This is a genomic window from Burkholderia sp. MSMB1498 (assembly GCF_001526245.1).
GTDB lineage: Bacteria > Pseudomonadota > Gammaproteobacteria > Burkholderiales > Burkholderiaceae > Burkholderia > Burkholderia savannae.
In genome coordinates this window covers 1-11620 of the sequence record NZ_LOYJ01000076.1, presented here as the reverse complement: position 1 = coordinate 11620, position 11620 = coordinate 1, and the positions used below count along the sequence as shown (strand labels likewise).

The following is an 11620-nucleotide window of genomic DNA, read 5'->3' as shown; positions in this document are numbered from 1 at the left end:
TTCGCGCGCGAGCGGTCGTGGCTTGCGGCATGCGCGCCGGCGTCAGCCTTGTTCGACGCGTCTGAGTCCGATGCCGCGCGGCCTGCTCGCCCGACGCCGACGCCGACGCGTGCGCCGAAGCGGCATGCGCCGCGCGAATCCCGGCGCCCGCCATGGCGCAAACGGCGTATCGATTGGCTTTGATGCCGCAGTCTCGCTGCGCCGGGCCATCTACAGTGGAGCTTCGTCACCACCACACCGGAGTCCGCGATGAAAGCAGAAGGCATCCTTCCCGATCACGTCAACCGCGTCGAGATCGACGGCGTATCGATTCGCAAAGGGACGGTCGCCGCGTTTCTCGCCAACGCGCGCGTCTGGAGCGACGCGCACGCGTCGGCGCAGGCGCACGCGCAGGCCGAGCGCGACTTGCTCGACACGCTACCGTCGCTGCGCGCGCTCGGATTGTTCGACGTGCTGGAGATTCGCGACGCGCGGCTGCGGGCGTTCGTCGGCGCGCATTCCGCTGCCGGTTGAATCGGCATCGGCATCAGCATCGGCATCGGCAGCGCTAGCGACGTCGGCGTCATGCCCCCAATTCGCTGTTCCAATCCGCGTCCGGATCGGCCGGCGCATCGCCCGCCGCGCCCGCGATCGCCGCCGCCTCCCCCGCGCCGCCCGCCGCGCCGCCTTTCTCGCGGTAAGCCGCGGGCGGCGCGCCGAACTGCTTGCGGAACTCGCGCCCGAGGTGCGACGCGTCCGCGAACCCGCAGCTCGATGCGATGTCGGCGACGGTGCGGTCCGAGCTCGTCAGGAGCCACGCGGCCGTGCGCAGCCGCACCTGCTTCGCGAACGCCTGCGGGCTCCTGCCGGTCTGCGCCTTGAACAGCCGCTCGAGCTGCCGCGTCGACAGATCGAGCTTGCACGCGAGCTCGTCGAGCGGCAGCGCGCGCCCGACATGCTGCTCCATCAGCAGGATCGCGCGCTTGACCTTCGGATGCGTCGCGGGCTCGAGCCCCGGCGGGTGCGGCTGCGGCGCGTTGCCCTTCTGCATCTCGCCGACGAGCAGGATTCGGAGCGCCTTCTGCACCGTTGCGTGATCGAAGTGGCGCAGCAGGATCGCCGCGGCGACGTCGATCGACGCGCGCCCGCCCGAGCACGTGATCCGCCGCCGGTCGATCACGAACAGGCGATCGGCGATCAGCAGATCCGGATCGGCGTTCGGGAAGCGCTCGACGAAATCCCAATAATGGAACCAGCTCACGCACACGCGGTGCCCGTCGAGCACGCCCGCGCGCATCAGCGCGAACGCGCCCGTGCAGATCCCGACGAGGTTCGCGCCCGCCGCCGCCGCGCGGCGGACGAACTGCAGCGTCTGCGGCCCCGCCTGCGGCCCCGAATGCAGCAGGCCGCCCACGACGACCACGTAGTCGAACGCGTCGGCGTCGTCGAACGTCTGCCACGGCGTCACCTGAATCCCGCAGCTCGCGCGCACGGGCGCGAGCGTGTCGCCGATCACGGTCCACGAGCAGCGCACGGGCTTGCTGTGGTCGCCGTCGTCGGCGGACAGCCGCAGCATGTCGACGAACCCCGAGAACGCGGTCAGCGTGAAATTCGGCAGCAGCACGATTGCGAAGCGCAGGCGCGGCTGGGCGGAATCGGCGGCAAGGGGCGAAGCGGGTACGTCGGCGGTCATGTCTGCAAAATCTTCGGTTGGCCGGGGCGCGGCCCGGCGTGTCTCCAGTCTACGGGCGCCCGACGCCCGGGCAGCCGCGCAGACCGTACTGCGAGCGTCGCCGATCGGGCCGCGCGGGACTTGTGTTTTTTCGCCGCGAACCATCGCCGAAACGCACGGAATGCCTGTCACGCGCGGCGGTTGGCGGCGGCGTCCCACGCCGATGCCGTTTTTGTTCTATCGGCGGATTTTACGCTTTGATGTACTGACGCCCAACGTCAACCAAGCATCGTTACGCAAGGGCAGCCAGATGAACGTCAGCGTTTTCGATCTGTTCAAGATCGGCATCGGTCCGTCGAGCTCGCACACCGTCGGGCCGATGATCGCCGCGTGCCGGTTCGCGTCGCACGTCGAGGATGCGAACCTGCTCGGCTTCGTGCGCCGCGTGCGGATCGGGCTGTACGGCTCGCTCGGCGCGACGGGCAAGGGCCACGGCACCGACAAGGCGGTGCTGCTCGGCCTCGAGGGCCATCTGCCGGACGCGATCGATCCCGACCTGATCGAGCCCCGCTTGAACGCGATTCGCGCGGAAAAATCGCTCGCGCTGCTCGGCAAGCGCGGCATCCGCTTCGACGAGAAGGAGGACATCGGCTTCTACCGCAAGCTGATGAGCGGCACGAGCGTCGTGCATCCGAACGGCATGCGTTTCCAGGCGTTCGACGAGCACGGCCAACTGCTCGTCGAGAAGGAATATTACTCGGTGGGCGGCGGCTTCGTCGTCAATCGCGACGGCGACCGCGTGAACGGCGTGCGCGCGGCGGCGGATGTGCCGCATCCGTTCCGCACCGGCGACGACCTGATGCGCGCGTGCCGCGCGAGCGGCCTGTCGATCGCCGAGCTCACGTTTCGCAACGAATGCGCGCTGCGCCCCGCCGACGAAGTGCGCGCGGGCCTCGTCGCGATCTGGAAGACGATGGCCGCATGCGTCGAGCGCGGCTGCAAGGTCGACGGCGAGCTGCCCGGCCCGATGCGCGTGAAGCGCCGCGCGGCCGAGCTCCACACGCGGCTGCGCAATCGATCGGAGGAATCGCTGCGCGATCCGCTGTCGATGCTCGACTGGGTGAACCTCTACGCGATGGCGGTCAACGAGGAGAACGCGGCGGGCGGGCGCGTCGTCACCGCGCCGACGAACGGCGCGGCGGGCGTGATCCCGGCCGTCCTCCATTACTACGTGAAATTCGTACCGGGCTCGAACGAGCAGGGCATCGTCGATTTTCTGCTCACCGCCGCGGCGATCGGGATCATCTACAAGGAAACCGCGTCGATCTCCGGCGCGGAGGTCGGCTGCCAGGGCGAGGTCGGCGTCGCGTGCTCGATGGCCGCCGCCGCGCTCGCGGCGGTGATGGGCGGCACGCCCGGGCAGGTCGAGAACGCGGCCGAGATCGGCATGGAGCACAACCTCGGGATGACGTGCGATCCCGTCGGCGGCCTCGTGCAGATTCCGTGCATCGAGCGCAACGCGATGGGCGCGATCAAGGCGCTCAACGCGTCGCGGATCGCGCTGAAGGGCGACGGCCAGCACTACGTGTCGCTCGATTCCGTCATCAAGACGATGCGCGAGACGGGCGCCGACATGAAGACGAAATACAAGGAAACGTCGCGCGGCGGCCTCGCCGTGAACGTCATCGAATGCTAACGAAGGGTCCATCAACATGAGCCGCTACTCGATATTCAGCCTGTTTCGCAACGGCCTGTCGTATCACGAGAACTGGGAAAAGCAGTGGAAGAGCCCGGAGCCGAAGCGCGAGTACGACGTCGTGATCGTCGGCGGCGGCGGGCACGGCCTCGCGACCGCGTACTACCTCGCGAAGGAGCACGGCGTGACCAACGTCGCGGTGCTCGAGAAGGGCTGGATCGGCGGCGGCAACACCGCGCGCAACACGACGATCGTGCGCTCGAACTACCTGTGGGACGAATCCGCCGCGCTCTACGAGAAGGCGATGAAGCTGTGGGAAGGGCTCGCGCAGGACCTGAATTACAACGTGATGTTCAGCCAGCGCGGCGTGATGAACCTCGCGCACACGCTGCAGGACGTGCGCGACACCGAGCGGCGCGTGAACGCGAACCGCCTGAACGGCGTCGATGCCGAGTTCCTGACGCCCGCGCAGATCAAGGAGATCGAGCCGACGATCAACCTGAACAGCCGCTATCCGGTGCTCGGCGCGTCGATCCAGCGGCGCGGCGGCGTCGCGCGGCACGACGCGGTGGCCTGGGGCTTCGCGCGCGGCGCGGACCGCGCGGGCGTCGACATCATCCAGAACTGCCAGGTGACGGGCATCCGCCGCGAAGGCGGCGCGGTGGTCGGCGTCGACACGGTGAAGGGCTTCATCAAGGCGAAGAAGGTCGCGGTGGTCGCGGCCGGCAACACGACGACGCTCGCCGACATGGCCGGCGTGCGGCTGCCGCTCGAAAGCCATCCGCTGCAGGCGCTCGTGTCGGAGCCGATCAAGCCCGTCGTGAACACGGTCGTGATGTCGAACGCGGTGCATGCGTACATCAGCCAGTCCGACAAGGGCGATCTCGTGATCGGCGCGGGCATCGATCAATACGCGGGCTTCGGCCAGCGCGGCAGCTTCCAGATCATCGAAGGCACGCTGCAGGCGATCGTCGAGATGTTCCCGGTGTTCTCTCGCGTGCGGATGAACCGCCAGTGGGGCGGTATCGTCGACGTGTCGCCGGACGCGTGCCCGATCATCAGCAAGACCGACGTGAAGGGCCTGTACTTCAACTGCGGCTGGGGCACGGGCGGCTTCAAGGCGACGCCGGGCTCGGGCTGGGTGTTCGCGCACACGATCGCGCGCGACGAGCCGCATCCGCTCAATGCGCCGTTCGCGCTCGAGCGCTTCTACAACGGCCACCTGATCGACGAGCACGGCGCGGCCGCCGTCGCGCACTGACCGAACCACCGCGCACTACGTGCATGGGACCAGAGTAAGCGCTAAAGCGCTAACTCTGGTCGACAGAGGAGAACGAAACATGTTGCTGATCGAATGTCCGTGGTGCGGCCCGCGCGCCGAATCCGAATTCAGTTGCGGCGGCGAAGCCGATATCGCGCGCCCGCTCGACACGGACAAGCTGTCCGACCGCGAATGGGGCGACTACCTGTTCATGCGCAAGAATCCGCGCGGCGCGCACCGCGAGCAATGGCTGCATGCGCAGGGCTGCCGCCGCTGGTTCGTCGCGCAGCGCGATACCGTCACTTACGAGTTTCAGGGCTACGAAACGTTCGGCGCAGCCGCCGCCAACGCAGCAGAGGACACGAGCAAATGAGCCAGAAAGACCGACTCGGCGCAGGCGGGCGCATCAACCGCGCACAGCCGCTCACCTTCACGTTCAACGGCCGCACGTATCAGGGCTTCCAGGGCGACACGCTCGCGTCCGCGCTGCTCGCGAACGGCGTGCACTTCGTCGCGCGCAGCTTCAAGTATCACCGGCCGCGCGGGATCGTGACGGCGGGCGTCGACGAGCCGAACGCCGTCGTGCAGCTCGAAACCGGCGCGTACACGGTGCCGAACGCGCGCGCGACCGAGATCGAGCTGTACCAGGGGCTCGTCGCGACGAGCGTGAACGCGAAGCCGTCCATCGAGCACGACCGGATGGCCGTGATGCAGAAGTTCTCGCGCTTCCTGCCGGCGGGCTTCTACTACAAGACGTTCATGTGGCCGCGCAACCTTTGGCCGAAGTACGAAGAGAAGATCCGCGAAGCGGCGGGCCTCGGCAAGGCGCCCGATACGCTCGACGCCGACCGCTACGACAAGCGCTACGCGCACTGCGACGTGCTCGTCGTCGGCGGCGGCCCGACGGGGCTCGCGGCCGCGCACGCGGCGGCCGTCAACGGTGCGCGCGTGATGCTCGTCGACGATCAGCGCGAGCTCGGCGGCAGCCTGCTCGCGAGCCGCGCGGAGATCGACGGCAAGCCCGCGCTGCAATGGGTCGAGAAGATCGAAGCGGAGCTCGCGAAGCTGCCCGACGTGACGATCCTCGCGCGCAGCACCGCGTTCGGCTATCAGGATCACAACCTCGTGACCGTCGTGCAGCGGCTCACCGACCATCTTCCGGTGTCGATGCGCAAGGGCACGCGCGAGCTGATCTGGAAGGTGCGCGCGAAGCGCGTGATCCTTGCCGCGGGCGCGCACGAGCGGCCGCTCGTGTTCGGCAACAACGACCTGCCGGGCGTGATGACCGCGTCGGCCGTGTCGACGTACATTCATCGCTACGGCGTGCTGCCGGGGCGCGTCGCGGTCGTCGCGACGAACAACGATCGCGGCTATCAGTGCGCGCTCGATCTCAAGGCGTGCGGCGCGAAAGTGACGGTCGTCGATGCGCGCTCGTCGACGCGCGGCGCGTTGCCCGCGGTCGCGAAGCGCAACGGCATCGCCGTGATGAGCGGCGCGGTCGTGTCGAGCGCGGCGGGCAAGCTGCGCGTCGCGTCGGTGGACGTCGCGTCGTACGCGAATGGCCGCTCGGGCGGCAAGATCGCGACGCTGCCGTGCGAGCTCGTCGCGATGTCGGGCGGCTTCAGCCCGGTGCTGCACCTGTTCGCGCAATCGGGCGGCAAGGCGCACTGGAACGACGACAAGACCTGCTTCGTGCCCGGCAAGCCGATGCAGGCGGAAGCGAGCGTCGGCGCGGCGGCCGGCGAGTTCGAGTTGTCGCGCGCGCTGCGGCTCGCGGTCGACGCGGGCGTGGCCGCGGCGAAGTCGACGGGTCTTGCCGCCGAGCGGCCGCCCGTGCCGAAGGTCGCCGAAGCTGTGGAGGACGCGCTGCTGCCGTTATGGCTCGCGAGCGGCGCGGACGCGGCGGTTCGCGGTCCGAAGCAGTTCGTCGATTTCCAGAACGACGTCGGCGCGGCCGACATCCTGCTTGCCGCGCGCGAAGGCTTCGAATCGGTCGAGCACGTGAAGCGCTACACGGCGATGGGCTTCGGCACCGATCAGGGCAAGCTCGGCAACATCAACGGGATGGCGATTCTCGCGCAGGCGCTCGGCAAGTCGATTCCGGAGACGGGCACGACGACGTTTCGCCCGAACTACACGCCGGTGTCGTTCGGCGCGTTCGCGGGCCGCGAGCTCGGCGATTTCCTCGATCCGGTGCGCAAGACCTGCATCCACGAATGGCACGTCGAGCACGGCGCGCTGTTCGAGGACGTCGGCAACTGGAAGCGGCCGTGGTATTTCCCGAAGAGCGGCGAGGATCTGCACGCCGCCGTGAAGCGCGAATGCCTTGCGGTGCGCAACGGCGTCGGCATGCTCGACGCATCGACGCTCGGCAAGATCGACATCCAGGGGCCGGACGCGGTGAAGCTCTTGAACTGGATGTACACGAACCCGTGGAACAAGCTCGAAGTCGGCAAGTGCCGCTACGGGCTGATGCTCGACGAGAACGGCATGGTGTTCGACGACGGCGTGACCGTGCGTCTCGGCGAACAGCATTTCATGATGACGACGACGACGGGCGGCGCGGCGCGCGTGCTCACGTGGCTCGAACGCTGGCTGCAGACGGAATGGCCGGACATGAAAGTGCGGCTCGCGTCCGTCACCGATCACTGGGCGACGTTCGCGGTGGTCGGGCCGAAGAGCCGCAAGGTCGTGCAGAAGGTGTGCAAGGACATCGATTTCGCGAACGATGCGTTCCCGTTCATGAGCTATCGCGACGGCACAGTCGCGGGCGCGAAGGCGCGCGTGATGCGCATCAGCTTCTCGGGCGAGCTCGCGTACGAAGTGAACGTGCCGGCGAACGCGGGCCGCGCGGTGTGGGAAGCGCTGATGGAAGCGGGCGCGGAATTCGACATCACGCCGTACGGCACCGAGACGATGCACGTGCTGCGCGCGGAGAAGGGTTACATCATCGTCGGTCAGGACACCGACGGATCGATCACGCCGTTCGATCTCGGGATGGGCGGGCTCGTCGCGAAGTCGAAGGATTTTCTCGGCCGCCGCTCGCTCACGCGCGCCGATACCGCGAAGAGCGGCCGCAAGCAGTTCGTCGGCCTGCTGACCGAGGACGCGCAGTACGTGCTGCCGGAAGGCGGGCAGATCGTCGAGGCCGACGCGGCCGCGCGCGCCGACGGCACGATCGAGATGCTCGGCCACGTCACGTCGAGCTATTACAGCCCGATTCTGAAGCGCTCGATCGCGCTCGCGGTGGTGAAGGGCGGCCTGAGCAGGATGGGCGAGCGCGTCGCGGTTTCGCTCGCCAACGGCCGGCGCGTGGTCGCGACGATCTCGAGCCCGGTTTTCTACGACACCGAAGGGGTACGTCAGCATGTGGAATGAAACGAGAAACGAGGCTTCGGCGGCGGCGCACGCGCAGGGCGGCGTGCGGCTCGAATCGCCGCTCGTCGGCGCGGGCGACGCGTTGAAGGCGCACGACGCGCGCGCGTCGAAGAAATTCCTGTTCCGCGAACGGCCGTTCCTCGACCTCGTCAACGTGCGCGGCGAGCCGGGCGATCCCGCCTTCGTGCGCGCGTTCGAGCAGGCCGTCGGCTGCCGGCCGCCGGTGAAGCCGAACACGGTCGCGCGCAGCGCCGACTATGACGTGCTGTGGCTCGGCCCCGACGAATGGCTCGTGCGCTCGAACGGCGCGGTCGCGGCGGGCGCGCTCGCCGCGACGCTCGCGGAGGCGATGCAGGGGCTCTATGCGGCGGCCGTCGACGTCGGCAGCGGCTACACGATCGTCGAAGTGAGCGGCGCGCGCGCGCGCGACGTGCTCGCGCGCGGCTGCCCGCTCGATCTGCATCCGCGCGCGTTCGGCGTCGGGCAGTGTGCGCAGAGCCATTACTTCAAGGCGTCGATCACGCTCGTGCCGACCGGCGACGATTCGTTCGACATCGTCGTGCGGCGCAGTTTCGCCGATTACTTCTGCCGCATCATGCTCGACGCGGCGACGCCGCTCGCCTGATGAAACCCGTCGAGGCGCCGTTCGCGACGCTCGATCCGGCGTGCGCGCGCGGGCGCGGCTGGAGCGTGTTCGTCGACGCGCTGAAGGTGCCGGCGCGCATCGGCATTCATCCGCACGAGCACGCGGCGCCGCAGCCCGTCGTGCTCGACGCGCGGCTGGCCTATCGCCGCGAGCCGTCGGAGGCGAGCGGCGACGGCTGGATCGACTACGACGCGTATTGCGCGCGGATCGCGTCGTTCCTCGCGCACAAGCCGCACACGCGGTTGCTCGAGACGCTCGCGCTCGAGATCGCCGTGCTGTCGTTCGACGAATGGCCGGCGCTCGACGCGCTGACGCTCGCGCTGCACAAGCCGAAGATCCGGCCGGGGACGAAGCGGGTCGGCGTCGAGCTAGACTGGACGCGCGCGGACCATGCGGCGTGGCGCGCGGCCGCGCGCGAGGCAGCCGCGCGCGGCTGAGCGAACCGGCGCGCGCGGCCGGGTTGTCGCTTCGCGCGGCTTCGTGGTGTCGTGGCGGCGTGGCAGCGCAGCGCCGTCATCGCGCCGCTTCGTCATCGCGCATGTCGCGCGCATCGTCGTCGTGACGTGCAATGCGCGCCACGCTGCGTTGTGCGCCCGCTGCGCCCGCTGCGCCCGATGCGCCCGATGCGCCCGATGCGCCCGATGCGCCCGATGCGCCCGATGCGCCCGATGCGCCCGATGCGCCCGGCGAGGCCGGCGCGCGCTGCGCACGCGCGCCGGCCTCGCCGGGCCGTGCATCACGAGCAGGCCTTGCCGTGCGACGCGTGGAAGCCCTTCGCTTTCGCGGCCGCTTCCGACAGGTATTCGCCGTGCTTGGTCTTGCCGTAGTACTTGTCGGTCGCGCAGTGGTACACCTTCGTGTCGGTGTTCACCCACACCTGACCGGGCGCGCCGGCGCTCGCCGCGCTCTTCGTCGCGGCGGTCGCGCCCGGCGTGCCCGAGGCGGCGGCCGGAGCCGACGCCGCGGCGGCCGGCGCCGTCGCGGCCGATGCGCCGCTCGCCGCCGCGGCCTTCGATGCGCCGTACCACGTCTTCAAGCCCTTATGGCCCGAGCATGCGCCTTTCTTCGACGCGCCGGAGTAGAGCGTGCCGTCCTTGCAAAGGCCGGTCGTGCCGGCGGGCGCGCTTGCCGGAGCTTGCGCGAAGCTGCTGATCGAGATGCACAGGCCGGCGGCGAGTGCCGAGAGAAGGGCGGTCTTTTTCATTTCTACTCCTGACGATGTGGGGTTGGCGCGCGTCCACTTGCGTGAGCGTGTGTGCGCACGTTGCGACACGCGCGCAGCCCTGACGCAAAAGCATGCGCCAGTACCGACATTAACTCCCGGGTTCCGCGCCCGGTTGACACGCGAGCGCGCGAACGGCTCGGCAAAAGTGCAACCATGCGTGACAGGGTGTAACAGGCCGGCGCACGCGCGACAGGGCGGGCGGCGCGATCGTGAGATACTCGCCACCCTGCCGCGCTGCGGCCGTACATCGACGGGAGTCGCCGTGTTTGCGAGTTTTGAACCGACCCACACCGGATTTGTCGCGGAGATCGACGGCTGCCGATGCAGCATCGAGGGCGCGCCGTCGCCGATCGCCGATCGGATCGACTGGCGCTGGACCATCGCGCAGCCGGAGCCGGACAATCTCGACGGCTCCGATCCTTTCAAATACGAAGTGCTGGCGACGGGCGAAACCGTGACGCCGCTGCAGGCCGAGCAGCAGATCGTCGCGTGGCTCGAAGCGCATCCGCCCGAGGACGCGTGATCCGGCGCGCGGCCGCGCGCGTCGACGCTCAGGCCATCACGACATAGACCTTGCGCAGCGTCTCGCTGATTTCCCAGACGCCGGCGGTATCGGCCGGAAAGAACAGCGTGTCGCCCGCGCGGATCTCCACCGGCTCGCCGCCCGCCGGCGTGAACGTGCAGACGCCCGACAGGACGTGCATCACCTCGGCGTTCGCGAGCTGCCGCTCGAAGCGGCCCGGCGAGCATTCCCACAGCCCGGTCTGATTGTCGCCCGCGCCTTCGAGCGGAATGTCGAGGCAGCGGGTGCGCGCGACGGTCGCGCCGAGCGGGCGCGCGACCGCGCCGGCATCGTCGAGCCCGGCGGCGCGGGCCGATTGCGATATGACGGTGATGGGCATCTGGCGAATTCCGTGTGGTTCGTGTCGACGGGGAATTGAAAGGATTGCGCGGCGGCGCGCCGGTCAGCGGCCGGCATCGACCGCGTCCGCGAGCTCGGCGAGCGAGCGGAAGTGATAGTCGGGGCGGGTGATTTCGGATTCGATCGTGCCGCCCGAGCCCTGCTGAGCGTGCCGGCGCTCGATCCAGCACGTCGCGATGCCGAGCCGCATCGACACGCCGATGTCGTGATACTGACTCTGCGCGACGTGCAGGTTGTCCTCCTGCCGATAGCCCCACGCGCCCTCGAAGCGGCCGCGCGCATACGCGAAGTAGCGCGGATCGGGCTTCTCGCAGAGCGCGTCGTCGCAGCTCAGCTCGAGATCGAACGGATGATCGAGCGTCGCCGCGAAATGTTCGAGCGCCCATCGCTGCGCATTCGTCATCGTCACCAGCTTGAAGTGCCGGCGCAGCCGCTTCAGCGCGTCGACCGAATCGGCGAACGCGGGCCAACGCGCGACCGAGTCGCGAAAACCGCGAGCGGCCGCGTCGCCGCCGGGCAGGCCGAGCGCGGGCGCGACCGCGTGCCAGCAGCGGACGAGATCGTCGGGATACCACGTCGCGTTCGCGTGCTTGCGGGCGGCGCGGTAGGCGCGCAGGAAATCCTCGTCGGCGACGCGCGCGCCGGGCGCGACGTCGCGCACGTAGTCGAGCATGCCGCGCTCGAAATCGATCAACGTGCCGACGACGTCGAAGGTCAGGACTCTGAATCGGGTGAGGCTCATGGTGGATGGTGCTCGCTGGTTCGTAAGCGCTAAATCCGCCACACGTCGTTAGGTGACGTGTTACCGGGTAACATGTTTCGAATCGATAGTTACCGGGTA

At 68.9% G+C, this 11620-nt stretch carries 12 protein-coding genes; 8 read left to right on the top strand and 4 right to left on the bottom strand.

What is annotated here, in order from left to right; translation table 11 throughout:
• Positions 1–249: 249 nt before the first annotated feature.
• Positions 250–513 carry a hypothetical protein gene (locus WS91_RS17155; protein ID WP_059583889.1) on the top strand — a complete coding sequence of 88 codons (264 nt, stop codon included), beginning with the start codon at positions 250–252 and terminating at the stop codon, positions 511–513.
• A 49-nt stretch (positions 514–562) separates the two neighbouring features.
• Here the strand turns inward: WS91_RS17155 and WS91_RS17150 are convergent, their stop codons facing one another.
• Positions 563–1672: a GlxA family transcriptional regulator gene (locus WS91_RS17150; protein ID WP_059670669.1), complete on the bottom strand. Its 1110-nt coding sequence runs from the start codon at positions 1670–1672 to the stop codon at positions 563–565.
• 289 nt (positions 1673–1961) lie between these two features.
• Here WS91_RS17150 and WS91_RS17145 point away from each other — a divergent pair, with 289 nt between their 5' ends.
• The 6 genes from WS91_RS17145 to WS91_RS17120 all read left to right on the top strand — a co-directional run bounded on the left by WS91_RS17145 (position 1962) and on the right by WS91_RS17120 (position 9069).
• Positions 1962–3347 carry an L-serine ammonia-lyase gene (locus tag WS91_RS17145; protein ID WP_038752888.1) on the top strand — a complete coding sequence of 462 codons (1386 nt, stop codon included), beginning with the start codon at positions 1962–1964 and terminating at the stop codon, positions 3345–3347.
• A 16-nt stretch (positions 3348–3363) separates the two neighbouring features.
• A complete protein-coding gene (locus tag WS91_RS17140; RefSeq protein ID WP_038752886.1) occupies positions 3364–4608 on the top strand; it encodes a sarcosine oxidase subunit beta family protein in 1245 nt (414 codons plus the stop codon).
• 79 nt (positions 4609–4687) lie between these two features.
• On the top strand, positions 4688–4981 hold the full coding sequence (locus WS91_RS17135) for a sarcosine oxidase subunit delta (RefSeq protein ID WP_038752884.1): 294 nt from the start codon (positions 4688–4690) through the stop codon (positions 4979–4981).
• Positions 4978–7986 carry a sarcosine oxidase subunit alpha family protein gene (locus WS91_RS17130; RefSeq protein WP_059670668.1) on the top strand — a complete coding sequence of 1003 codons (3009 nt, stop codon included), beginning with the start codon at positions 4978–4980 and terminating at the stop codon, positions 7984–7986. The genes WS91_RS17135 and WS91_RS17130 overlap by 4 nt, the downstream gene beginning before the upstream one ends.
• On the top strand, positions 7976–8611 hold the full coding sequence (locus tag WS91_RS17125; protein ID WP_059670667.1) for a sarcosine oxidase subunit gamma: 636 nt from the start codon (positions 7976–7978) through the stop codon (positions 8609–8611). Before WS91_RS17130 ends, WS91_RS17125 begins: the two co-directional genes overlap by 11 nt.
• Positions 8611–9069, top strand: a complete 459-nt coding sequence (locus WS91_RS17120) for a dihydroneopterin aldolase (protein ID WP_038752878.1) — start codon at positions 8611–8613, stop codon at positions 9067–9069. The genes WS91_RS17125 and WS91_RS17120 overlap by 1 nt, the downstream gene beginning before the upstream one ends.
• A gap of 299 nt (positions 9070–9368) precedes the next feature.
• On the opposite strand, the gene WS91_RS17110 is transcribed toward WS91_RS17120, so the two are convergent.
• The gene (locus tag WS91_RS17110; protein ID WP_038752875.1) at positions 9369–9836 is read right to left on the bottom strand and encodes a DUF3761 domain-containing protein; all 468 of its coding nucleotides are present in this window, start codon (positions 9834–9836) and stop codon (positions 9369–9371) included.
• 283 nt (positions 9837–10119) lie between these two features.
• Between WS91_RS17110 and WS91_RS17105 the strand changes: the two genes are divergently transcribed.
• The gene (locus WS91_RS17105) at positions 10120–10380 is read left to right on the top strand and encodes a hypothetical protein (RefSeq protein WP_038752873.1); all 261 of its coding nucleotides are present in this window, start codon (positions 10120–10122) and stop codon (positions 10378–10380) included.
• A 28-nt stretch (positions 10381–10408) separates the two neighbouring features.
• On the opposite strand, the gene WS91_RS17100 is transcribed toward WS91_RS17105, so the two are convergent.
• Both WS91_RS17100 and WS91_RS17095 read right to left on the bottom strand, forming a co-directional pair.
• On the bottom strand, positions 10409–10759 hold the full coding sequence (locus WS91_RS17100; protein ID WP_038752871.1) for a cupin domain-containing protein: 351 nt from the start codon (positions 10757–10759) through the stop codon (positions 10409–10411).
• Positions 10760–10822: 63 nt separating this feature from the next.
• Positions 10823–11521, bottom strand: a complete 699-nt coding sequence (locus tag WS91_RS17095; protein ID WP_059583876.1) for an HAD-IA family hydrolase — start codon at positions 11519–11521, stop codon at positions 10823–10825.
• Positions 11522–11620: the final 99 nt, after the last annotated feature.

Coding starts and splice junctions, on each gene's coding strand:
- WS91_RS17150 (WP_059670669.1), bottom strand. CDS start 1,672: ATGACCGCCGACGTACCCGCTTCGCCCCTTGCCGCCGATTCCGCCCAG.
- WS91_RS17100 (WP_038752871.1), bottom strand. CDS start 10,759: ATGCCCATCACCGTCATATCGCAATCGGCCCGCGCCGCCGGGCTCGAC.
- WS91_RS17095 (WP_059583876.1), bottom strand. CDS start 11,521: ATGAGCCTCACCCGATTCAGAGTCCTGACCTTCGACGTCGTCGGCACG.
- WS91_RS17130 (WP_059670668.1), top strand. CDS start 4,978: ATGAGCCAGAAAGACCGACTCGGCGCAGGCGGGCGCATCAACCGCGCA.
- WS91_RS17110 (WP_038752875.1), bottom strand. CDS start 9,836: ATGAAAAAGACCGCCCTTCTCTCGGCACTCGCCGCCGGCCTGTGCATC.
- WS91_RS17135 (WP_038752884.1), top strand. CDS start 4,688: ATGTTGCTGATCGAATGTCCGTGGTGCGGCCCGCGCGCCGAATCCGAA.
- WS91_RS17155 (WP_059583889.1), top strand. CDS start 250: ATGAAAGCAGAAGGCATCCTTCCCGATCACGTCAACCGCGTCGAGATC.
- WS91_RS17125 (WP_059670667.1), top strand. CDS start 7,976: ATGTGGAATGAAACGAGAAACGAGGCTTCGGCGGCGGCGCACGCGCAG.
- WS91_RS17140 (WP_038752886.1), top strand. CDS start 3,364: ATGAGCCGCTACTCGATATTCAGCCTGTTTCGCAACGGCCTGTCGTAT.
- WS91_RS17145 (WP_038752888.1), top strand. CDS start 1,962: ATGAACGTCAGCGTTTTCGATCTGTTCAAGATCGGCATCGGTCCGTCG.
- WS91_RS17120 (WP_038752878.1), top strand. CDS start 8,611: ATGAAACCCGTCGAGGCGCCGTTCGCGACGCTCGATCCGGCGTGCGCG.